Raw genomic sequence first — 22,531 nt, forward strand, 5'->3', positions numbered from 1 at the left:
ATGATCTCAATAGTCAGATACCCACCCGAGCAAGAGTCGAGGAACACAGTGGCCAACAACGAGAAGCCGACGACAACGCCGAGGACGACTTCAACCCACACCCCCGCGTCGGCCGGCGCAGCTGCCGCCGACGCACCGCTCGCGGACAAGCACGCGAACATCCTCATCGTCGGAATCGGCTTCGCAGGCATAGGAACAGCGATTCGACTACTGCAGCACGGCTTTGGCGATGATCTACTGGTGATCGAACGAGAGGGCGAAGTCGGTGGCACGTGGCGGGACAACACCTATCCGGGTTGCGCCTGCGATGTTCCCTCGCACCTTTACTCCTTCTCGTTCGCACCCAACCCCGAGTGGAGCAGGCGGTTCGCGTCCCAACCCGAGATCGGCGCATACCTGCGGCGATGTGCTGACGAGTTCGGGGTGCGGCCGCACATCAGGTTCGGGTGCGAGCTGCAGCGCGCGGAGTGGGATCAACAGGCCCAGATCTGGCGCGTCGACACAAGCAGGGGTCCGCTGACCGCCCGCTTTTTGGTCATGGCACAGGGGCCGCTCTCCGAGCCGTCGATCCCACAGCTGCCCGGACTCGAGAAGTTCGCGGGCAAGTCATTTCACTCAGCCAGGTGGGACCACTCGGTGGATCTGTCCGGGCTTCGGGTCGGTGTGATCGGGACCGGGGCGAGCGCCATACAGTTCATTCCCGAGATTCAGCCAAAAGTGGCACACCTGACCGTCTTTCAGAGAACGCCGTCGTGGATCACTCCGCGCCACGACTGGACGATACCGGGCTGGCTGCAGAGGCTGTACCGCACGCTGCCGGTTCTGCAGCGCCTCACCCGCGGATTCGAGTACCTCACCCGCGAAGCATCCGTCCCCGCCCTGATGGGCAACACGACGCTACGCGTCCTGGGTCGCAGGTCAGCCGAGGACCACTTGAAGCGCCAGGTGCGCGATCCCGAGCTCCGCCGGAAGCTGACCCCCGACCATGAGCTCGGGTGCAAACGAGTCCTTCTCTCCGACAATTACTTTCCCGCGCTGACTCAACCCAATGTCTCGGTCGTCACCGATCCGATTCGAGGCATCGACACCGACCGGGTGCGGACGGGTGCGGCCGACAGCAGCTCATCCGACGAGCACACCGTCGACGTGCTCGTCTTCAGTACCGGATTTCGGGTGACCGATGCGTCTCATCCGCGCATGATCTTCGGGTACGGCGGGCGTTCCCTCGAGGATGTGTGGGAAGGCAGTCCGCAGGCCTATCGGGGATCGACCGTGGCCGGGTTTCCCAACCTGTTCTTGATGGCCGGACCCAACACCGGGCTCGGACACAACAGCTTGATCTACATGATCGAGGCCCAGATCGCCTACCTGCTCAGCACCTTGCAGTTCATGCGAGCGCTGCGGTTGCGGTCGGTGGACGTCAAAGCATCCAGGCAAGAGGAATACAACGCCGACCTTCGGAAACGATTGGCCCCCAGTGTCTGGGCGAGCGGTGGATGCGATAGCTGGTACAAGGACAAGAAGAACCAGATCACCACCATCTGGCCCGACCAGACCTGGCGCTTCCGCATGCAGACCGCCGAATTCGATGCCGAGAACTACATCTTGACCACCGCCGAGAACACCAACGCCGCCAAGATCCCCGGGTGACAGGCGGGGGCCGGCGACATGCAGAGCGCGAACCGGCCGTGCCCCGGCCTGTTGAACCTTCGGCCCGCACGGCGACTGATGGCGATCGAGGCCTCGGTAGCAGTGCTGTACGCGGCCGTCACCTTGCCGTTAACCTCGCTCGATGCCCCGAAGATTCCCGACTGGGTGTCACTGTCGGGGCTCGCAATCGTGTTGCTCATGATCGCCTTGAATCTCCACACCTGGCGGGTGGTTGTCACCGGCGGCCTGACCCGCTACGGGGTCGCGTCCTCGGTGCACCCCGTCAGACGACTGGAGGATCAATTACGCGACGAGAGGCGCCTGCGAACGGTGGCCGCGAGCTACCTCGCTCTGCCGATCGCGCTCCTTCCCGTGCCCGCGACCTGGGTGACGTTCTGGTTCGCGTTCACTGTCGCCACCGCATGCCTGGCCGCATCGTCACTCCTCTCGCTCGTATACACCTCGGCGCGGCGGACCCGAGAGGCAACCGGAGCTTCGTAGGAAGCACACCGCCGACCGGCCGTCGCCGGCGCGAGCAGTTCCGGAGGTTCGCGTTTCGTACGGGATGGAGACGATCAGCTCGCGCATGAACGTAGAGTTTCCGAGCGCGGTGTTGTGGCTGCGCCCGAACCGCAGGAGGCGACCGTTGAACAGCAGCCAGGGCCGCGACACCGAGATCTCCACGCGGACCCTCGTCGAAAGCATGGTCCGGCAGGACACGACCATTGCCGCTGACGAACTCTACGACGTCGCCAACGCTCTCGGTATGACCGATCAACAGGTTCGGCTGTGTATCAAGCGGTTGATCACCGAAGGTCGATTCACCCAGGAGGGCCGCGGCCGCAAAGCAGTACTCCGCGCCACCGAATCGACGCGCGATTCGATCGGACCGGACCGGGAATTCGTCCGCTACATGTACGCCCAGGATCGTGGGCAGGTCTCGTGGGACGGCCGGTGGCATCTCGTGGCGTTCGCGGTTCCGGAATCGGCGCGCCACGCCCGCGATGCCATGCGCGATGCGATCCTGCGCCTGGGCGGCGCGCCGATCCAAGGGGGCCTGTACGTCTGCGCGAACCCCTGGGAAGACCGAATCGACACGGCCGCGAGCCAACTCGCCGTCAGCGACCACGTCACGACGCTGACCACGACAGATCTGAAGATCGGAACGATCAGTGAACCCCGCCAGCTCGCCGAGCAGTTGTGGCCGATCGAGCGTATCGCCGAGGGCCACCGGCGACTGCTCGCTGCTGCCGAACGGTTCTCGGCGGACTTGCGCGCCGCCTCGCGCACCCAGCGCCTGACCATCGCCGTCGCTCTGGCCACCGAATTCACCCGGGCCGTCGAGCCCGACCCACTCCTACCGCCTCAGCTGCTGCCCCAGCCGTGGATCGGGGCAGCGGCGCGGGCCGCGGTGGCGGCGTGCTGGGCAGAGCTGCTGAAATCCGAACCGGCGCAGTCTATGCAGCTGTTCCGATGGTACTCCGAGGCGATCGCCGATATCGCCCATCCCGGTGTCGCTCAACGCTGAGGATCGACTCCCATTCCGATTTCGCTCCGCGGCAACCGAAACAGCGACACCGCGCCCATGGCGGCAAGAACCGCGTTCGCAGCCGAGCTCACAGGAGCAGTGAGCTCGGCGCGCAGCACCGGAGCGATTTGGCGCTGCGAACGCGCCCGGGCCTCAGGTCTTCCCGCGTCGAGCAGCGGAGATTCCCATCAGGGCGGGGATCGCGGCTGCTACCGAGCAATGGCGGTCGGGCTCGCTGCTCGTGCGGCGTGGATTCGGCACCACTTGGCTCGGGCAGGACAGACGGTCCATCCGCTGCCATCGCGCGGCATTCGACGCCCCACGTCGACTGCCCGGTGTTGCCGGGGGTCGGTGGACGGCTCCGATCCCGGCGCGGCCCGATCGACCGGGGCGCCACCGTGCTGCGTCGGCCGGACCGGGGCTACGGCAGCGTGATCGGCCGCGAGGTCGGCATAGTCGTCGGATGTGACACTGTGACCCCGAGACCGATCACGACGGCCACAGCCGCCGCGACCGCGGCACCGGCCGCACGAGTGGAGCGTTGCATGTTGTTCGAGAACATGTGGTGGAAGACCTCCTGGAGAGTGGGCTTTCAGGTGTCAGCGCTGCCGCCGATGTGCCCCCGGAGAAACCAGGTCGGCAGCCGGGGCGTAGAAGCACCAGGTGGTTGACCTCATCGCGTGGGCGTTCGCTTCGAGCCTGTCGTCGGTGGATTGCCCGATGCGGGGGGCAAGCACACAGGGCAGCGTGTTCGCCCGCGCGGACCGCGCCGTCCACGTAGCTGTTCCAGATCCGGGATTGTTCGGCACCGGCCCAGATGATCGGGCCGGTTGGTCGGTATGGTCTTCGCCGATGCGGGTGAGTAGGCCTGGCGGCACGGCGGGTAGGCATCCTGCAGTGAATCCTTCGCTGCGCCAGTCCTGTTCGAGATAGTCGACCGGGTTCCTGGCCTGCGGGCCGAAGTATCTGGTGAGGCAGTCGATTACCGCGCTGCGGCGCAGGTCGGGTTCGGTGAGTTGGGCTCGAGTCGGGGCGGAAGTATTCGGGCCGCTCGAGCCGGCGACAAAGGCGGTGAGGATGCCGATGTGGGCATCGGGTGGGGAGTTGTCCACAGTCACCGGTGCGGGGTTGCAGTCGGTGAGGGCTTGACCGTTGAGGCCCGCCTCGCGCCAGAACGGTCTGGGGTAGACGACGTGCACCTTGATGCCGGGATGAGCGGCGATGCGTTCGGTGGCTTCGGCGAGCGCCGGGGGTAGTGGCGGATCGAACTGGATCGAGCGCCGATCGGCAGGACTCAACGCGACAATGACACGCCGGGCGCGGACTATCCGATCGTCAGTGTGGACACGAGCACCGTCACCGATGGTTTCGATTCGGGTTACCGGCCGACCGAGTTCCACTGCAGCGCCCAACTCTTCGGCCATACGCAGTGCGAGGCGTTGGGATCCGCCGACGAAGCGCCGTTCCTGGGCGCCGCCGCGTGTGTCGAGAAGTCTGCTGAGCCCGTCAGTCGACTGGATGCGAGTCAGGACCGCAAGCAACGAGATCTCGGCGGGGTCACCGCCGAAGGTCAATCCGCTGATCACCTCGAACACCTGCCGGGCACCGCGGGTGCGCAGATGTCGCCGCAGGAACTGGTCAAGGGTTTGGCTGTCGAGTTCGGCGGCGCGGTCGCCCACCCAGGGCCGGTCGAGGTCGATTCGGTGCGCCAGCGATTCCAGCAAGATCAGGGTTCGGGCAAGATCCAGGCTGACCAAGGGGAACGGATAGGGCACGCCGAACCGATAGGTGCGGCGCCTGCCGCCGAGAATCATGACAGAGCGGCCACGGTCGTAGCTGGGAAAGGTCGAAACGCCGAGTTCGTGCGCAACGCGAGGACTCGATCCTGGCCCGGACCGACCCATTGGCCGCCGCCTTCGACGACGGTGTCGCCATCGATGCGTTGATTGAGCAGACGTCCGCCGACCTGGTCGGCGGCTTCGAGAACTACGACGCGGCACATCCCGTTCTGCCGCAATCGGCGAGCGGCGACCAGCCCCGACAGTCCGGCGCCGCAGACGACGACCTCGACATCGAGCGCGTCATCCATGGTGAGCACTTCGGTCACGCGTGCCGTTGTCGGCACGACCGTGGACTACCGCAGCCACGAGGGCCGCTGCTGCTCTCATCGCCACAGACCCGCCTCGTACGAGAACCCGCACAATGCTCTCCTTCGATCGAAACCCAATCGTTCAATACTACTACGAGCGAAACTATCACGATAGTTACTGAACCTCGACCCAGCGTCGGTCGCGCGGTCGGTCGATTCGAGAATTACAGCGGCGCAGCGGATTCGACCCGTCGTCGCGGACCTGCCGACTCGTCGCACCGACAGGCGCGGTGCGGCATCGTCATAGGCCGGCGACACCGCTGCTCATGGGCCCGGCCGACGCCGACGCGGAATGGGCGCAACTGGCTCGCGCCGACCACGGTCGCTTGGCGCTATGGCCGCACTATGAGCGTGCGCTGAGCACGGCGTCGGTCACACCGCATTCGCGGAATCCCAGCGACTCCCGGATCTGCGCCCGGTGGTCACCTACCCCCCCGATCGAGAGAGCGACGCTCAGGTCGGGAGCTCCCGGCACCTGTGGATGACACGATGTAGATCGCGGTTCCCACGACGAAGAGTGTCTCGATGACGGTGGCGAGGATGGAGGCATCGAAGGCATGGTCGACGTGATGAACCAGTTCACCAACAAGATCCAGGGCCTCGACATCCAGGAGAAGCTACGCCGCAAGGCCGTTGATCTCGGCGGCACCATCTCTCGCGCCCGCTTGGGCTACCTGAACGTCCGGGTGGATCACGAAGGCTCCCTCGTCAACTCCATCGCGGTGGATGAGAAGCGGGCACCGTTGGTACGCAAGGCGTTCGAGCTATACGCCACGGGCAAGTCGCCTGATCTTCGCCGAGGTCACCGGCCGGGGTGGCGTCAAGTACCAGTACTTCGTGTGCCGCGGCCGGGAGGATGGGCTCTGCGATCTGCCGCATCTGCGGGTGGAACTGGTGGAACAGGTGATCATCGACCACTACCAGACGCTCGGCCTGCCCGATGACTTCGCCAGTGAGCTTCGTAGCCTTCTGGACGAAACCCTGGCGGATGAATCCGCTGGCGTGAAGGAACGGCACGCCGCCTTGCAACGCCAACTCAAGAAGCTTGATCAACAGGAAGACCGTCTAGTGTCGGCTCTCGCCGATGACACGATGCCAATCGGCAAGATCAAGGCGAAGCTGCAAGAGATCACCATCCAGCGCGCCCGCATCCAAGCCGGGCTGACCAACACGACCGCAGAACTGGGCCTCGGTGTCGAGATGCTGCGGGACGCGCTCCGCCTCGTCGCCAACCCCCGCCAGCTCTACCACGACGGCACGGATTCGATCCGCCGCCTGCTCAACGAGACGTTCTTCGAGCGGTTCTACCTGGACGACCCGGACGTAGCCGCGGACGAGAAGACACCGCTGTTCACCGAGTTGCACGATGCTCACCGGGCCTACCGGCAACGAGCCACTGCCGAGGCTGAGGGTATGCGGCTCGTATCCGACCGAACTGGACATCGCCCTGGAAGCGGGTCGAAGAGTACAAGGCAGCGGAGTCGTCCATCCAGCTCAGGCGGTGGAAACAGCACCATAGATGATCAGACAGTTCAGGAAAATGGCCACGGCCTTACCCTTGCCAGTGTCTTTTCAGTCACTGGTTCAGGTAAGGCCGCGCTGGTCGGGCTGACAGGATTTGAACCTGCGACCACTTGACACAGGTTCCAGTTTTCCGGTGGTGCCTGGAAAGTGCTCAAATTGACTGAGCAAGTCAGGGTTTCACGCACATGCCCTCTCTGGTCGAGTCTCGATACGACCGGTCATTTCTCATCAAAAGTGTGAGATTTCGGTGAGACGCGGCCTCGAAGTCCTGCTGAGCCGCGGTGCACGACCGCTGGGTCGCCGGCTCTCCCGCGACCTGAGTTCGCAGCATCACCTGCTACTCGTGGTCGGGATGTTGGCATGGCCATCGGTCGGGTGTTCTTCCAGCGTGTCATCGCCTCGACACGCCGCCGAATTTTCGCGGTAGCAAATCTTCGGCAATGACTGGCTCGTTGGGGGCCGTTTGGCGTCTGACGTCGGAAGAACCTCTGGCGCGCCCGCGCGCAGATCGGCTGGGAAGGCGAGCGAAATGTCGACATCGCACGGGACCTGATCCGACGGGGTATCGAGGACATCGCACTAGCTGCCTATCGGGCTGGTCAGGCCATGGCATTTCGGCTGATGCTGAACACGGTGTTCGATCTCACCAAAGATCCGGACGAACTGCAGAATCTGCTCCACGTCATTACCTGGTCGATCGGCGACTTCGTGGAGAACACGGCGGCCCGCGCGATGGAACTCATGCGTGCAGAACGATCGGAGATATTGCGCGGCAGCCGGCCCGAACTGCGAGAGACCGTCGCCCTCGTCCTGGATGGCGCCCCGATCACGCTTCGACGAGCCGAATCGAAACTGGGTTACCGGCTCGAGCAAACCCACACCGCCGTGATCGTATGGAGCGCCGAACCCGATGTAGGGCTGCAGCAGGTTGATGTGATCGTGGAAAACCTTGGTGGACAACGCAATACCCGCCCCCTGATCGTGATGCCGGGCGCCTCCACGAAGTGGGTATGGCTCCCCGGAACCGCGGACATCGATCGTGAGCAACTCCGTGCGGCAGTGAACCCGAGCGGTTCGATACAAGTCGCCGTCGGTGGGCGGGCCCCGGGCGTGGAGGGATTCCGGCGCAGCCACCTCGAAGCCGTTGCGGCCCAACGTATGGTCGCTCGGCTGGAATCGCCGCAACGTGTCGTCTTCTTCGACGAGATCCAACTCGTGGCGCTGCTGACCAACGACGCCGACGGAGCGCAGCAGTTCCTGCGCCAGACACTCGGCGACCTCGCCCAGGCTTCACCGGAGATTCGAGAGACCGTCCTCGCTTTCGTCGAGGAAAGCGGAAGCGTAGGCCGGGTCGCCGCGCGGGTGTATGCCCACCGCAATACTGTCCTGCGTCGAATGGCCCGAGCTGAAACGCTCCTCCCCGACCGCTGGCCGCCAACCCGGTCCAGGTGGCTGCCGCTCTGCAGACCCTGCACTGGACGAAACCTGGCCGCTGACATCGGAGCCAAACCGGTCGTGCAGCGCGCTGGTGGCCGACCTGCCCCCGGATCCGAAGATCGACCGACCAGATCGGACCGCACGTCTGTCGGCTATCCGTGCCGGCGTCCTGGAGGTCTCGATCCTCCGGGACGCCCGGAATTCTCTGAGCCGTTGATCGCAGGGCCTGCCGACGTTGCGGGATCCCGATCCGGCCGCGGGTATGACCGGCGCGGTGATCAGCTCGGTGAAGTGGCGAGCGCGCGCAGCCGGGCGATGGGTTTGCGTACTCCGTAGGCGACGACGGTTGCCTGCCCTGTGTCATGACGCCAGGTGAGTGGGGCGGATCCGGCGGCGACATCGCCCTCCACATGGGTGGATGCGCCGCTGAGGGACAAGGGCCCGACGACTTTGATTGCTGTTGCGAGGATTTCGGTCCAGAAGTAGTTGTCGTCGGGTGCTCCGGTCGGCTGCAGTCCCAGTGCGGAAGCGGCGGCGACCTTGCCTTGGGCGACTGCGTTGGACCAGAACGGGGCACGCCTGTTGTCGGCGCGTCGGTAGGTGACATCACCGGCGGCGTAAACATCGGGGACTGTGGTCTTGCATGCGTCGTCAATGCCGACACCGTTGCGATCGGCCAAACCGGTCCCAGCCAGCCAGGAGGTGTTCGGGACTTCTCCGGCGCAGGTCACCACCAGATCCGCTGTCAGAACGGCTCCATCGGGAAGAGCCACGCCGCTGACCGGGTCGCCGGACAGAGTGACGAAATCCGTTGTGTGCACTACTCGGACGCCGTGTCGTTCGGCGCGGGCGCTGATCACGCCGCTCAGATAGGAGCCGAGGATCGTGTGCAGGGGCGGCTCGACGTCGATCACGGTAACCGGGATCGCACGGGCGACACAGGCACTGACGACTTCCATTCCGAGAAACCCCGCCGCCGACCACGATCACGGACGTGGCTGTGTCGAGGCGTGAGCGCAGTATTCGCGCATCATCGAACGTCCGCAGTACGAGTTCGCCGAGTTGCCCGGGTTTCGCGATGCGGCGGGCTTCGGCGCCGGTCGCGATGATCAACGCGTCGTAGGACAGTGTGTCGCCGTCACCGGTGACGATGGTGCGCCGGTCGACGTCGGCGCTGACCGCGCGCGAGTGCACACTGGTGAGGTCGAGGTCATCGAGTCGATAGCCCAGGGTGTCGTCGGCTGCGGAATCCTCGAGCACCGCCTTGGATAGTGGGGGCAGGTAATAGGAGCCGTCTGGGTCGGCGCCGACGAGGGTGATCGTGCCTCGGTGCCCGAGAGCCCGCAGTTCGCGTGCGGCGGTGACACCGGCGACGGATTCGCCGACGATGACGGCGCAACGCTCGCTCACGATGCTTCCCGCAGGGCGGCGACCGGGCAGGAAACGATGGCGGCGCGCGCCGCGGTGACCTTGTCATCGGGAACGTTCTCGCCGTCGAAGTGGTAGATCAGTTCGGTGTCGTCATCGAGGCTGAACACCTCAGGTGCTTGTTCGGCGCACAGTCCGTGCCCTTCGCAGCGGGCGTAGTCGACGGTGATTTTCATCGGTGTTCTCTCTTTCGGGCGGGGATGAGTCGCAGGGGCAAACGCGCGTAGCGGTGAATGATGTTGTTCATCGCCCATTCGGGCTGTCCGGCCACCTCGATGTGGTCGATACGTTCGGTGAGCGCACGCAGGATGGCTTGGGTCTCCAAGCGGGCAAGGCCTTGTCCGGCGCAGCCGTGGGTGCCGTGGCCGAATCCGAGTTGGCGGGCGGCGTCGCGGCGAATATCGAAGGTGTCGGGGGATTCCCATTCGAGTGGGTCGCGGTTGGCCGAGCCGTAGATCACCACGACTCGCGCGCCCTTTTCGATCGAGGCTCCGGCGATCTCGACGTCGCGAACTGTCTTGCGGGAGAACGCCCTGATCGGAGAGTGGTAGCGGACAACTTCGTTCACCGTGTTGGGGATCAGCGAAGGGTCCGATTTCAGCAGCCGCCACTGCTCGGGATGTGTGGCCAGCAGGTACAGGGCGCTGGAAATCGCACTGATCGTGGTGTCCAGTGACGGCGCCAGGTAGTCGATCAGCAGGGCTGGGCATTGCGCACGCGGGAGCGTGCCTTCATCGGCGGCTTTCAGCACGTCTCGGCCGGCGCCGCCGGGCAGGATGGAGCGCTCGCGGGCGACCCGGCGGGCGAAGCGCATCATCTCGAAGCCCGATGGTGTGGACCGCGCGGTTTGCCAGTTGAAGGGTCCGAGTGCGTCGAAAGTCGCTCCTGCCCAGCGCAGGAGGTGTTCGCGGCCTTCGTGCGGCCATCCGATGAGGTCGGGCACGACCGACATCGGTAGTGCGGTCGCCAATTCGACGCCGTCGACGTGGCCTTGGTCGGCTGCGGTCGCGACGACCGCGTCCGCCTGCTTGTCGACAGATTCCCGCATCGCGCGCAATGCTCGTGGCGTCAGATGGGGGGACAGGAGCGCTCGACGGCGTGCGTGGTCGTCACCGTCGCTGTTCAAGGTGGTGCCGCGCGAGAGCCGGTTGGTGAGCGGGTTCAGGGCGACGCCCGCGCCGGAGATGAACGTCGTGTCGTCGAGCAGCGCCTGCTTGCATTCGGCGTACCGCGGCAGCGCATAAGCTTTCTGGCGCGCCAGCCACACCACCGGGCCGAGTTCCCGCAACCGCGCATAGTGCGGGTAGGTGTCTCGAACTGCTTGGGGGGAGTAGAGATTCGGTTCGTAGACGGGGATTCGGGCGTGTTTACGCATCGGGACTCCTGTACAAGATCGGGGTGATCCCCGCACGGGGATCGGTGTAGGCTGGCGGGCCCGGAGCCGCTGCCCGGGAGCACGCCGAGCACCGAACCGACTGTCCGTGCTGCGGTCTGGACCGTGCCATCGGGACGGACGAGTGCGGCGCGAGCCCACTTTCGCCGCAGCCACACGCCCAACTCGCTGCCCGCCTCGACCGGAACGAGAACAGCCCCGCGCCGCGCTATCTCGATGCGCTGCACCAGGGTTGGTTCGGCGACGGTGACAAGCGTGTAGCGGCCGCCGGCGACGGTGTCGAATCGGCGGTCGGCGTCGACCATCACGTTCGGTATCAGCGTGCCCGCCAGGCCACGGCCGAAGCGGCGGCGGGTGTTCAACGCCGATCGCCGCAGCGGTGGCGTCTCGTCGCCGGTGACGACTCCGGTGAAGCCAGGTATGCGTATCAGCCGCGGCACGATCAGGCGGCGCAGTACATTGCCGAATTCGCCGCCTTCGGTCATCGCCCTTCCGGTCAGTGTGGCCAGCCGGATCAGGCTGCGCGCGTGAGGTTTGCGTTCGATCTCGTAACTGGAGAGCACCTGCGGCGGCAGAGAGCCGCTCAGCACAGCAGCCAGCTTCCAGGCGAGATTGGCCGCATCGCGCACACCGGCGCCCATGCCCTGACCGATAAAGGGAGGAGTGAGGTGCGCGGCGTCGCCGAGCAAAAAGATGCTCCCGGCCTGCCATCGATCAGCGATCTGGGCTCGTGAGATGTATTCGGCGACGCGGACCAGCTGGAGTTCGTCGAGCTCGATGGTCTTGGTCCAGGGCCGGATCAGCGGATACAGATCGGCGATATCTTGGAAGTCGGCGTCCGATTCGCCTGGCAGCAGGCGAAATTCCCACCGGTATCGGGTGGCTCCGATGCGCATGTATGTGGCCGCGCGGGCCGGATCGCAGACCTGGTGCACGCCCTCCCATTCGCCGAGTTCGGCGGTGGTGGCGATATCGACGACGAGCCAGCGCTGTTCGAACCCGAGGTCGCGCATGGCCGACCCGATCGAGGCGCGAACGACACTGTTGGCGCCGTCACAGCCCAGGACGTACCGGCCCCGGATCGATGCGGTGGCGCCGCTGGTGCGGTCGGTGTAATCGACACGCGCCCAGTCGCTTTCCTGCACCGCTGCGGTCACCTCCACGCCGCCGCGGATCGTGATTTCGGCGTGTCGTCGTGCGTTGCGACGTAGTACGGCCTCGAGGTCGGGCTGGTCGAACAGATTCGCTTCGGGAAAGCCGTTGCGCCCGCCGGCCGGGGCACGATCGAATTGGGCAAGAACCCGCAGTGCGGGATCGACCAGTCGTAGCCCGAGGGCGGGCCGGGAGAGGGCGGCGAACTCCTCGTCGATACCGAGGCGGGCCAGGATTCGCCGGATTTCGCCGTCGAGGTGCACCGCCCGTGGCTGCGGGTAGACGTCGTGCCAGCGGTCCAGCACAACCGATTCCACGCCGTGCCGGGCAAGCAGACTCGCCGCGGTGAGCCCGGTCGGGCCGGCACCGACGATGATCACCTCGGTGTCGAGCGTGTTCATCGGCTCGTGCCCAACGCCACCAGGTAGCAGCCGCACAGAAATCCGACGACGACCGCGGGCGCGAACTCTTGTACTCGGTCACGCACCCGCAGGTGGGTCACGAGAGCGCCGATCATCAGCAGTGTCAGCCCGATACCGGCGGCGGCGCCGATCGGCCACCACGCGATGCCGATCAGCAGCCCGAGGGCTCCGGCGATCTCGAGGCATCCGATGACTCGATATGCGTCGACGGAGAAGCCGGCGTGGTCGGCTCGTCGCCGAATTTGCGGTAGAGCCGCAATTTTCGCGGCACCCAGCGGCGCGAACAGCACCGCGAGCACGACAGCCAGGATCGTGGCCGGGGCAGTCGTCATCGGACCACAACTTTCCATTCGATCGCGTATGCGCTCAAAACGGCTTCGGCACTGGTGCGGTCAGCGTCCGATTCGAGTTCGACTGTCGTGATGATCGAACCGTCCTCGATGACGGCGGCCACGCTGGTCACACCGGGGACTTCGGAGAGAGCGTCGCGGACTTCTCGTCGCGTGGCATCAGCGCGTAATCCGAGCTTGTAGGGCTTTCCGACATCGGTGACGGGCAGGGCGTCGAGCACGACAACCGCTTTCGGCGCGGCGGCCCGTTCAGGGACGTGCTCCCCCGCCCAGGCAAGCAGTTCGGGTTCGGGGGTCTCGTCACCGGCGGTCAGAGTGACGTAGACCACCGGCACCTCGCCCGAGTGCACATCGGGTCGCCCGACCGCGCCGGCGGCGGTCACCGAGGGATGCGACAGCAGGGCGTCTTCGACGAGCGCGGGGTCGATGTTGTGTCCGCCGCGGATGATGAGATCCTTTTCGCGCCCGTGCAGATGGATGAAGCCGTCCTCGTCGATGTGCGCGAGGTCGCCGGTGTCGAGCCATCCGTCGACGAGTTTGCCGAGACCGTCGAGGACATGCCCGCGCTCGCCGTGACCGCTGACATATCCCGCGAAAACGGTCGGCCCGCTGATTGCCAGAACCCCCGTCTCACCGGCGGGAAGGTCATGCCACGTTCCGTCGTCCCCGACGCGGACGACCCTGATCTGCTGATATGGCATGCGTTGCCCGACCGCGCCCGGGCGCGGCTGGTTCGGGAAGCTGCGCGCACTCGCGCAGGTGGCCTCGGTGAGGCCATATCCTTCGACAAGAGTGACACCGGCGTGGGCTTGGAAGTTGTCCCGCACTGCCGCCGGCAGTGGAGAGGCACCGACCATTGCGTAGCGCAGCGTGCTGATGTCGGCATCGACGGGGCATTGCGCCAGTACCGCATACACCGTCGGGACCGCGCTCATCGCGGCGATCCGATAGTGGGCCACGATTTTCCAGAATTCTGCGTAGAGGGCGAAATCGCGATAGCCCAGTGGGCCGGCCCACACCACCGCTTGTCCCTTGAACAATGGCGCGAGCAAGGTGACGACAAGTGCGTTGACATGAAACAGCGGCAGGGCGGCGAATCCCACCGCTTGCTCGTCGAGCAACGAATTGGCCGCGATCATCCAGGCGTTGGCCACCTCACCGCGATGGGTATGTGCGGCCAGCTTCGGAACCCCGGTGGTGCCGCCGGTATGAAAGAGCCCTGCCACATCGTGCGATCGTGGTAGCTGTCCGGCGAAACTGCGGGCGTCTTCCTCACCGGCCGACTCGTCGAGATAGCCGAGGTGAACACCGTCGACCAGCGATACGGGCTCCGGGGTCGACGCCGCTGCGGTGGGTCGCAGCAACAGTATCGAGTCGAGTAGTCCCTGAGCGGCCAGCTCACGCGCGCAAGCCCACGTGGTGGCGTCGAGTTCAGGGCCGGCGGCGATCAGTACCCGTGCACCCGAACGTTTCAATAGTTCTGCGACATGGTGCTGCGAGAGTGCGGGATTGATCGGGGCGGCGATTCCGGCCAGTTGAGCGGCGAGGGTCGCCGGGATCAGCTCGGCGCAGTTGGGGGCCATCAACGCGACCGCGTCACCACGCCGGATGCCCAGGCGGCGGAGAAGGTTCGCGTACCGGTGTACCTGTGCCCGCAGGTCGGAGTAGGTGCACTGCCACGGTTGCCGCCACCGGGCAGCTTCGGGAAGTACGGTCAGCGCTGTCCGATTCGGCCACAGCTCAGCCGCTCGCACCAGCAGCGCGTAGGTCGATTCAGGCAACCCCCGCTCTTCCAGGGGTATCGCCTCGACCGCGGGCAGGTCGGCGGGTTCGGCGTAACGCGGCCACAGCAGTTCATGATTGATCAGTTGCTCGGTCATCGCGCGTACCTCACAACGGTGCGCTGACGCCCGAGGTCGATCTTGCCGTCGTCGGTAGCCACGCTCGCTTCGATCACGTCACCGTCCTGCAGATACTTCCGGTTCTTGGCTTGGGCTTTGAAGAACAATCGCCATTTCGTCGCGGCGGGAAGCAGCGAGCCGACGATCTCGACCGGTTTGGGCGGGGCACTGATCGCGGTGCCGACCGGCGTTCCGGTGAGCAACAGGTCACCGGGGGCGATGTGCTGGAATCTGGTCAGCGCCTGCAAAGTCTGCACCGGGTGGTAGATCATGTCCGCCACAGTCATGTCCTGGCGGATTTCACCGTTGACCGACAGCCGCAGCCGCAGCTCGGTAAACCGTTGCAGCTCATCAGCATCCAGTAGCACCAGCGCCGGTCCGACCGGGGTGAAGGTGGGATAGGACTTGCCCTCGTAGAACTGGGTTTTCGGTAGCTGCACATCGCGAGCCGAAATGTCGTTGGTGACCACCAGACCTGCGACGTAGTCGGCGAGATTCTCAGCGGTGATGGTGGTGCCCACCGGCATGTCCCTGCCGAATACGAGACCGATTTCGACCTCGTAGTCCAGCAGCCGGACATGAGCGGGCCGGATGACCTCGTCGAACGGACCGCTGATCGAACCGGAGGACTTCCGGAAGAACGTCAGGGGCACGGTGTCCGGGTCTCCGCCCGCGTCGGTAACGTGAGAAGCGAAATTGGTCATCTGAGCCACCACCCGGCACGGTGCGGTCACCGGCGATACCAACGACAGACTGTCGGCAGGTACGAGTCGAGTGCTCGTCGATGCTGCCGCCAACGCCGCCCGATCGGCCAACAGCTCCCCGGTGGATGTCGCGGTCGTGTCCACCCGGGCTGCGCCGGCAGGTGTCGACACCCACCAACCACCGGTGGTGCGAAGAACGGACATACTCATGAAGAGGCCACTTTCAACAGGCCGCGCAGGCGGCGGAGATCGAATTCGTTGTCATCGCGCAAGGCGCCGAGCGCAGCCCGCGCCTCCCGCAGCATTTCTCGGCTGGGACTGATCCCGAGGAAGTCTTTGCTGACGGGCGGGCCCCACTGAGCAAGGCCTGAGGCAGTCATGGGTGCCCAGCCCGGTTCGACCGTGCAGTCGAACATGTCCCCGTCGGTGAAGTGTTCGACAAGAAATCCGTCCGGATCGCGCCAGTAGTCGAACAGCTGGCTGCCCTGTATATGACGTCCGATCCCCCAGGATCTGCGGTATCCGCTACCGCGGAGGTATTCCCCGCCCGCGGCGAGGGCATCGAGATCGGCGACCTGATAGGCCGAGTGGACATACCGATTCCTCGGCCCCAGTACCAGAGCCAGCGTGTGATGGTCGGCGGGAGTGTGGCCGCGGTCGCAACGGATGAAGCTCATGACCGGCCCGCGGTCACGCTGACCGCGGTAATACTGGAAATCGCTGACGATCATGCCCAGGTATTGCAGATACCAGTCCAAGGTCTGGCGGTACTTGGTCGTCTGAACTACGACGTGGCCCAGGCGCTGCACCCGCGATGGTTCTCGCGGTGGTCGCTGAGTGCGGTTGGCGCGGGCGAGTGCGCGGCCGATGTTGAGGGTGTGCGGTGGTTGCGCCGGCAACTCAGCGTGAACATCGGTGTCGGAGACGAGTCGGACCCTCAGTCCGCTGGGATCTGCGACATCGACACTCACGCCGCCGAGGCTTTCCGGCAGCGGGGCTGCCGCCGCGCCAGTCGCAGCCGAAAACCGTGCCAGATCTTTCCGGTCGGCCACCGAAAAGGCCGGACCGACGAATCGGGAGCGCGCGCCACGGCGAATGATCACACACGGTGACCCGGCGTCCACGCCGCGCAGGTGCAGCTCGGCCGGGGTTCGCATGATGGTCGTGAAACCGAAAGCGGTCGCGAACTTTTCGGCACCGACAAGATCGCGCTTTTCGAATTCCAGCCATGCGAGGTCGTGCACCTTGACGATCGGATTCAGCGCTCGCCCCGGATGTTCGCCGACGAAGGCGCCGTGCTCACTGTGCAGATCCGCATGGGGATCACGCAGGTCGTTCATCGACCGCTCCCTTCGGTGTACCTGAATATATCCTCACTTACGAAGAAGTTCTCAGTCAAGCCCGATCTGAACATTTCCTCATAACTGACAGCGCGAGGTAGGATCGAGCGGAGATCAGAGGAGGCGAACAGGATGGCCGAGCAGGCAGTCCAGGGACCGAACCGCCTACAGAGACGCAAGGCACGCACCCGCGCCGCACTCGTCGGCGCGGCGCAGATGTTCATCGCTCGAGGCAAGATGAACGTCCCGATCTCGGATATCACTCAGGCGGCCGATGTCGGGATGGGGTCGTTCTACAACCACTTCCAGACCCGCGACGAGCTGTTCGCCGCCGCCGTCGAAGAGGTGCTCGACATCCTCGGCGCGACCCTCGACGCGCTCACCGAAGACATCGAGGACCCGGCCCAGGTATTCGCGCAAGGCTTCCGGCTGACCGGCCGCCTGCACCGCAGAAATCCCACCCTGAGCAAAGTCCTGCTCAACAGCGGGATGAGTCTGGCAGTGTCGGAGAAGGGCTTGGCACCACGCGCTCGCCGTGACATCGAGGCCGCCACCCGAGCCGGCCGATTCCACACACACGATGCCGAACTGGCCATGACCGTCGTCACCGGGGCCGCGTTATGCCTGGGCCAACTACTACACGAGCATCCCGAACGCGACGACGCCGAAGCCGCCGACCAGGTCACCGAAGACCTGCTGCGCATGTTCGGCCTTTCCACCGACGAGGCCCACGAGATATGCCAGCGACCACTGCCCACCGTCGACACGCTGCCAGGCACCGATGACGCGGCGTAGGCAACACGCAACCACGACAAGCGCAAGGCGGCCCACCACCCGCGCGCACCGCAGACTCTCAACACAACACTGTGCCGCCATCGATATTGAGCACGTGGCCGTTGATCCGCGCACCGTGGTCGGAGATCAGAAAGGCGACCAGCGCAGCCACGTCGTCAGTGTCGCCGACTCGCGGACTGTGCATACGCCGTAGCGCGCCGGCCTGCAGATCGGGCCACTGAGGAGCCGACCTCATGGTCTCGGTTGCGGTGAACCCCGGGGCCACGGCGTTGCACCGAATTCCTTCGCGGCCCCAGCGTGTCGCGACGTGGGGCGTGAGGGCCCCGACGCCCGCCTTCGCAGCGGCATGGGCAGGGCGCGCAGGTTCTCTCTGAAACGCCGCCGCCGAGGAGGTGTTGAGGATGACCGCCCCCGCCTGCGAGTAGCTACGGGATGGCGTGCTTCATGGTCAGCAGGTAACCGCGGAGGTTCACGGTCAAGAGGCGATCCCAGCTATCGAGATCAATGTCGACGACATCGGTATCCCCCCGCAATGCCCGCATATCCGCACCGACGTTGAACACTCCGTCCAACCTGCCGAATTACCTTGCGGCCGTAGTGATCACTTCACGTATGGAAGACTCGTCGGCAAGATCGAAACCGCACGCAAGTCCCGTGCCCCCAGCCGCCGGCGATATCGCCCACGGTGCGCTGCGCTCCCGCCTCATCGGCATCACCCACCACCACCCGATAACCGGTCGAACCCAGCCGCCTCGCGGTGGCAGCGCCGACCCCACTCGCGCCACAGGCTACGAGCACGACGCGGCCGTCAGCGTCCGAGCCTCCCATACACACCTCTCGGAATTGCATTTACCAGCTGTGTCGCGGGGAGCTTTGCCTGCGTCGGGTGCACCCCGGCGCTACTTCGTCAAGCCGAGCAGGGCGGCGGTCAAGCCGAGGTCCGGCCCGAGTTCTTCGATTTTTCCAGTTCTGCACCCGTCAGCGCGCATTTGGATCCGTTCACAGAACAGGCTGACGACCTCGCCCGACATCGCTGTGCCCAGCACGGCGTGGGACCGCATATACCCGCCGTTGCGATCCGTTGCCCTGTCGAAGTTCTGCAGGAGAAGGGGTGCCACGTCGGCCACCTCCTCGACGCTGGCGGCGTTGGCCCGCATCTGATCGGTTACTGTGACCGCGCTCACCGAATCTCCTCAAGCGGGCTCGCCGAAATTCCCCACCGTGAGCGGGTCAGATTTTAGCGGCTCCCGATTCCCCGTCGTGGCCCGCCGCAGGTTGTCCGCGGTGGCCTGGTGGTCGCGCAGCCGGTAGGAATCGCCGTCGAGGTTGATCACCATCGATCGGTGTAACAAGCGATCCAACAACGCCGCGGCGACCGTGTTGTCTCCCAGCACCTCTCCCCACGACCCGACGCCCCGGTTGGTCGTGATCACGATCGAGGTCTTCAAATATCGTTGCGACACGACCTGGAACAGCGCGGCCGCTGCCTCGCCGGGCAGCGGGAGATATCCGAGTTCGTCGATGACCAGCAGCGCCGGGCCGGCGTAGAACCGCATCGTGGTCGCCCACCGGCCCTCGATCGCCGCTCGGTGACACCGTGCGGCGAGTTCCGCGGCTGTGGTGAAGTAGGCGCGGTAGCCGGCGTGCGCGGCAGCGCGCGCCAAACCCGTCGCCAGGTGGGTCTTGCCGGTTCCCGGAGTGCCGATCAGCAGGACGTTGGTCGCGGTCTCCAGGAACCGGCAGGTCGCCAGTTCGTCGAGCAGTGGCCGGTCGATCCCGGAGGCGGCGTCGGTGTCGAAGTTCTCCAGCGACGCCGGGGTCGCCAGGTTCGCGAACCGCAACCGGCCGGTCAACCGGCGTGCTTCGGTGTCGTCGACCTCGATCCGTAGCAGTCTCTCCAATGTCGCTGTAGCGGAGAGGTTCTCGCTGCCGGCTTGGTCCAGGACCGATGGCAGCGCCTCGGCGGCGGCGTGGAGTTTCAGTGTCGACAGATGCGACCGCAGCTGTTGGTAGCGGGTCGCGGTCTCCTCGGCGCCGACCGCCTTGACGGCTTTGCGGGCGGAGGCCGGCTTCTTCGGGCTGGTCATGTGCGGCTCCTGGCGGTGGCGGCGCGCTCGTAGGCGGCCAGATCGGTGACATTGCCGGTGGTGGCCGGTTCGCCCGGCGCTGGTCCGGCCGCCGCGGTGGCGGGGTTCGCGGCGGCGCGCAGGATCGCCGCGGCGGCGCGGGCGGCGTCACCGGGTGGGATGCGTTCCTTGCGGCGGTGCGGGCGGCCGGAGTTCGCGGCTTGCATCGCGGCGAGGTCCAGGGCGAGGACGTGGCCGTGGTCGCGGACGGTGGCTCCGAGCCCGTCGGTGGCGCGTTCGTGGCGGGCGATCACGATCCCGTCGGTCGTGGCGATGTCGATAATGTTGCCGCGCAACGGCTGCGCGACGATCACCGTCGCCGCCGCGAGTTCGGGTGGCACCGAATAGCGGTTGCCGCGCCAGGAGATCATCGCCTGCCGGGAGGCGACCCGGGGTTCGGCGAGGATCGCCGGATAAGGCTCGGCGGGCATGCGCCGTAGCGGTTCTCGTGCCGCGACCGTCGCGACACTCGCCCGGCCGTCGGCGGTCGGGCGCAGGCGGGTGTCACCGCGCAGCGAGCAGAACCCGTCCAAGCCGGTTTGAGCCTGCTCGACTGTCACATCGTCGGCCAGAGTGCGCCACCAGCGTTGCGCGGCGGTGTGATTGGCCTTCTCGACGACGCCTTTGCGGTTGCCGCGTCGGGGTGGGCAGATCGCCGGGATGACCTCGTAGTATTTCGCGACCGCGGCGAACGACGCGGTGACCTGCCCCGAGGCGGGGTGGCAGACGGTGGACATGCGGTCGAACCGCCAGGTGCCGGTCACCCCGCCCAGCTTGCGGGCGACCCGGTCGAGGCCTTCGATCAGGTGCGGCTGATCGGTCGACGGTGCGAGGTAGGAATTATGTGGTCACTCCTGGACGGCCACAACTGCCCGATATATCCACGTTCACGCCACTCACGTTGAAGACGCCTGGGTGACCGGGCAACGCCGAGTCGCCGACCGATGGAAAGGACTGGCCCATTGAAATGGAACCTGCGTCTAGCCGCGGCCAACCGCGGCATCTGGAAGGCTAGCGAGCTGCAACGCATGCTCGCCGCCCGCGGCAAGCTCCAATGCGCGCGGAGCGCGAGGATCCGGGATGAGGTCGGTCGGCACCATGAACCGCAGAACTGGATGGGACAGCACCACCGAGCCAGACTCTCGATCTGCAGTGGTGATTCGCGGCGGCGTCTCGCCGAGGCACTGCGGTGGCATTCTTTTGTTCGCCGAGACAGTCCTTCGATGACCCGGGACATGGGGAACATCGGCACGAAAACTGGCGCTATGGCCGTTGCCGCGGATAGGGCGGGCCCCCGCTCTCGTGAGCGGGAACCCGCTGTCATCAGCGCAGTCCATGGCCTGAAGGCCAGTCTGCTGCTCAGTTCCATCCGTTGGGGAGGCTACCGCCGAAATTGGTGCGGACCCAGGTGGCGAGGTTTTGCGTCTGGGCCGGCCAGTCGGTGTGCCACACCTGGTTGCCGTTGATCAACGCGGCGTTCTTCGTGCTCCACGGCAGTTGCATGGCCGCATCGACCCTGTTCCAGGAGGGGAAGTGGCCGGTGAAGTTGCGCCCGACCCATTCCCCGATGTCGACCGTGTGACCTGGCCAGTCGGTGTGCCACACCTGATCGCCGTTGAACAGCGCCGCGTTCTTCTCGTCCCAGGGGAGTTTGCAGGACGCATCGATCCTGCTCCAGTCGGGCAGCTTGCCGGTGAAGTTGCGGGAGGCCCAGTCCGCGATGGTCAGTGTTTGACCCGGCCAGTCGGTGTGCCACACCTGATCGCCGTTGAACAGCGCCGCGTTTTTCGTGCTCCATGGCAGTTGCATGGCCGCATCGACCGACTTCCAGGAGGGAAGATTGCCGGTGAAGTTTCGCCCGACCCATTCCGCGATGCTCAGCGTCTGACCGGACCAGTCGGTGTGCCACACCTCATCACCTTTGATCAACGCCGCGTTCTTTGCGTCCCACGGGAGCTTGCAGGATGCACTGATCATCTCTCCTCCTCCTTGGAATCTGCCGGGGTCATCGGTGCGATGACCGCTGGGATCGCACAGTGAAAAGGCTGAGCTGGGATGTTCCTTGAAGCGATTCGGTTCGGGACTAGCTGCGTAGATATCTGCGGCGGACCGGGGCCGCGCGTAGCGGCCAAGCCCGATCGCCCTTCATGATCGACACCGTGCCATCCCAAAAAGGGCTGGTCAGGAGCCATCCGACATCCTATTGATGTCAAGGCCAATTTACCGCATTCGACCGGCGGTGCTTGACGGCTTGTCGGCGTGTCAGGTGATCGGGTCAAAGGCGTCGGCGCGAAAGCTCCAGTAGCCCCTTTCGATCACGGACGGCGTGGTGGCTGTTGAGCTCAGGTGCCGCCGCACATAGTTTCGCGAGTCGACCGATCCACAGGAGCCCGTTGCACCAGCTCGATAATCGAGCTATCGCGCATAGTGCGCCGCTATACGCGGGCATGTGCTTAACCCCAGTTTCCACAGAATTGGGCAGGCACCGGAAAACTCTCCACGCGAACGACTCTCATTCCTGAACCGAGCACTCGCTAACGCCAGTTTTCGTTCAACTGGACCCTACACGCCGAAGCCGTCCGCGGAAGATGTCAACCTTTGTGGGGCGGGTTGTTCAGTGGTTCATTGAATC

General features: G+C 65.4%; 19 protein-coding genes and 4 pseudogenes. 7 read left to right on the top strand and 16 right to left on the bottom strand.

What is annotated here, in order from left to right:
* The first annotated feature begins 48 nt into the window (after positions 1 to 48).
* The 3 genes from APZ21_RS01100 to APZ21_RS01110 all read left to right on the top strand — a co-directional run bounded on the left by APZ21_RS01100 (position 49) and on the right by APZ21_RS01110 (position 3,178).
* On the top strand, positions 49 to 1,650 hold the full coding sequence (locus APZ21_RS01100) for a flavin-containing monooxygenase (RefSeq protein ID WP_420845266.1): 1,602 nt from the start codon (positions 49 to 51) through the stop codon (positions 1,648 to 1,650).
* Between the two features lie 78 nt (positions 1,651 to 1,728).
* Positions 1,729 to 2,151, top strand: coding sequence for a hypothetical protein (locus APZ21_RS01105; protein ID WP_054811334.1), 423 nt, complete (start codon positions 1,729 to 1,731; stop codon positions 2,149 to 2,151).
* 145 nt (positions 2,152 to 2,296) lie between these two features.
* A complete protein-coding gene (locus tag APZ21_RS01110) occupies positions 2,297 to 3,178 on the top strand; it encodes a PaaX family transcriptional regulator C-terminal domain-containing protein (protein WP_371852390.1) in 882 nt (293 codons plus the stop codon).
* Positions 3,179 to 3,777: 599 nt separating this feature from the next.
* Here the strand turns inward: APZ21_RS01110 and APZ21_RS01115 are convergent.
* A pseudogene (locus tag APZ21_RS01115) lies at positions 3,778 to 5,267 on the bottom strand (flavin monoamine oxidase family protein).
* A 786-nt stretch (positions 5,268 to 6,053) separates the two neighbouring features.
* Between APZ21_RS01115 and APZ21_RS01125 the strand changes: the two are divergent.
* A complete protein-coding gene (locus APZ21_RS01125; RefSeq protein WP_054811337.1) occupies positions 6,054 to 6,965 on the top strand; it encodes a hypothetical protein in 912 nt (303 codons plus the stop codon).
* Positions 6,966 to 7,472: 507 nt separating this feature from the next.
* On the top strand, positions 7,473 to 8,624 hold the full coding sequence (locus APZ21_RS01130) for a PucR family transcriptional regulator (RefSeq protein WP_162240289.1): 1,152 nt from the start codon (positions 7,473 to 7,475) through the stop codon (positions 8,622 to 8,624).
* On the opposite strand, the gene APZ21_RS35320 is transcribed toward APZ21_RS01130, so the two are convergent.
* From APZ21_RS35320 to APZ21_RS01170, 9 genes and pseudogenes are all read right to left on the bottom strand, one after another.
* Complete coding sequence (locus APZ21_RS35320; RefSeq protein WP_239476434.1) at positions 8,567 to 9,247, bottom strand: FAD-dependent oxidoreductase; 681 nt, start codon at positions 9,245 to 9,247, stop codon at positions 8,567 to 8,569. The two genes, APZ21_RS01130 and APZ21_RS35320, sit on opposite strands and share 58 nt — an antisense overlap.
* A 67-nt stretch (positions 9,248 to 9,314) precedes the next feature.
* Positions 9,315 to 9,698 (bottom strand): annotated as a pseudogene (locus APZ21_RS35325) (FAD-dependent oxidoreductase); the annotation flags it as partial.
* Positions 9,695 to 9,892, bottom strand: a complete 198-nt coding sequence (locus APZ21_RS01140) for a ferredoxin (RefSeq protein WP_054811339.1) — start codon at positions 9,890 to 9,892, stop codon at positions 9,695 to 9,697. The gene APZ21_RS01140 and the pseudogene APZ21_RS35325, both read right to left, overlap by 4 nt.
* On the bottom strand, positions 9,889 to 10,986 hold the full coding sequence (locus APZ21_RS01145) for a cytochrome P450 (protein WP_239476438.1): 1,098 nt from the start codon (positions 10,984 to 10,986) through the stop codon (positions 9,889 to 9,891). Before APZ21_RS01145 ends, APZ21_RS01140 begins: the two co-directional genes overlap by 4 nt.
* Positions 10,878 to 12,662: a bifunctional 3-(3-hydroxy-phenyl)propionate/3-hydroxycinnamic acid hydroxylase MhpA gene (gene mhpA / locus APZ21_RS01150; RefSeq protein WP_239476435.1), complete on the bottom strand. Its 1,785-nt coding sequence runs from the start codon at positions 12,660 to 12,662 to the stop codon at positions 10,878 to 10,880. Before mhpA ends, APZ21_RS01145 begins: the two co-directional genes overlap by 109 nt.
* Positions 12,659 to 12,982: a DoxX family protein gene (locus APZ21_RS01155; protein WP_239476436.1), complete on the bottom strand. Its 324-nt coding sequence runs from the start codon at positions 12,980 to 12,982 to the stop codon at positions 12,659 to 12,661. Before APZ21_RS01155 ends, mhpA begins: the two co-directional genes overlap by 4 nt.
* Positions 12,983 to 13,011: 29 nt before the next feature.
* Positions 13,012 to 14,913: an acyl-CoA synthetase gene (locus APZ21_RS01160; RefSeq protein ID WP_054811342.1), complete on the bottom strand. Its 1,902-nt coding sequence runs from the start codon at positions 14,911 to 14,913 to the stop codon at positions 13,012 to 13,014.
* Positions 14,910 to 15,848: a fumarylacetoacetate hydrolase family protein gene (locus APZ21_RS01165; protein WP_054811343.1), complete on the bottom strand. Its 939-nt coding sequence runs from the start codon at positions 15,846 to 15,848 to the stop codon at positions 14,910 to 14,912. Before APZ21_RS01165 ends, APZ21_RS01160 begins: the two co-directional genes overlap by 4 nt.
* Positions 15,845 to 16,978 (bottom strand): VOC family protein, encoded by a 1,134-nt coding sequence (locus APZ21_RS01170; protein ID WP_054811344.1) that lies wholly within the window; start codon positions 16,976 to 16,978, stop codon positions 15,845 to 15,847. Before APZ21_RS01170 ends, APZ21_RS01165 begins: the two co-directional genes overlap by 4 nt.
* 132 nt (positions 16,979 to 17,110) lie before the next feature.
* Here APZ21_RS01170 and APZ21_RS01175 point away from each other — a divergent pair, with 132 nt between their 5' ends.
* On the top strand, positions 17,111 to 17,773 hold the full coding sequence (locus APZ21_RS01175) for a TetR/AcrR family transcriptional regulator (RefSeq protein WP_054811345.1): 663 nt from the start codon (positions 17,111 to 17,113) through the stop codon (positions 17,771 to 17,773).
* A 58-nt stretch (positions 17,774 to 17,831) separates the two neighbouring features.
* Here APZ21_RS01175 and APZ21_RS36205 read toward each other — a convergent pair whose 3' ends face one another.
* The 5 genes and pseudogenes from APZ21_RS36205 to APZ21_RS01195 all read right to left on the bottom strand — a co-directional run.
* Positions 17,832 to 18,176: an SDR family NAD(P)-dependent oxidoreductase gene (locus APZ21_RS36205; protein WP_239476439.1), complete on the bottom strand. Its 345-nt coding sequence runs from the start codon at positions 18,174 to 18,176 to the stop codon at positions 17,832 to 17,834.
* 22 nt (positions 18,177 to 18,198) lie between these two features.
* Positions 18,199 to 18,345, bottom strand: coding sequence for a hypothetical protein (locus tag APZ21_RS36210; RefSeq protein WP_239476437.1), 147 nt, complete (start codon positions 18,343 to 18,345; stop codon positions 18,199 to 18,201).
* Between the two features lie 327 nt (positions 18,346 to 18,672).
* Positions 18,673 to 18,957: a hypothetical protein gene (locus APZ21_RS01185; protein ID WP_054811346.1), complete on the bottom strand. Its 285-nt coding sequence runs from the start codon at positions 18,955 to 18,957 to the stop codon at positions 18,673 to 18,675.
* A 9-nt stretch (positions 18,958 to 18,966) separates the two neighbouring features.
* The gene (gene istB, locus APZ21_RS01190; protein WP_054811347.1) at positions 18,967 to 19,860 is read right to left on the bottom strand and encodes an IS21-like element helper ATPase IstB; all 894 of its coding nucleotides are present in this window, start codon (positions 19,858 to 19,860) and stop codon (positions 18,967 to 18,969) included.
* Positions 19,857 to 20,732 (bottom strand): annotated as a pseudogene (locus APZ21_RS01195) (Mu transposase domain-containing protein); the annotation flags it as partial. The gene istB and the pseudogene APZ21_RS01195, both read right to left, overlap by 4 nt.
* Positions 20,733 to 20,861: 129 nt before the next feature.
* On the opposite strand from APZ21_RS01195, the pseudogene APZ21_RS35340 reads away from it, so the two are divergent.
* Positions 20,862 to 20,945 (top strand): annotated as a pseudogene (locus APZ21_RS35340) (helix-turn-helix domain-containing protein); the annotation flags it as partial.
* Between the two features lie 313 nt (positions 20,946 to 21,258).
* On the opposite strand, the gene APZ21_RS33575 reads toward APZ21_RS35340, so the two are convergent.
* Entirely contained in the window at positions 21,259 to 21,876 is a 618-nt protein-coding gene (locus APZ21_RS33575; RefSeq protein ID WP_054811349.1) for a hypothetical protein, read from the bottom strand.
* Positions 21,877 to 22,531: the final 655 nt, after the last annotated feature.

It is taken from the genome of Nocardia arizonensis (assembly GCF_001310275.1).
Taxonomy (GTDB): domain Bacteria; phylum Actinomycetota; class Actinomycetes; order Mycobacteriales; family Mycobacteriaceae; genus Nocardia; species Nocardia arizonensis.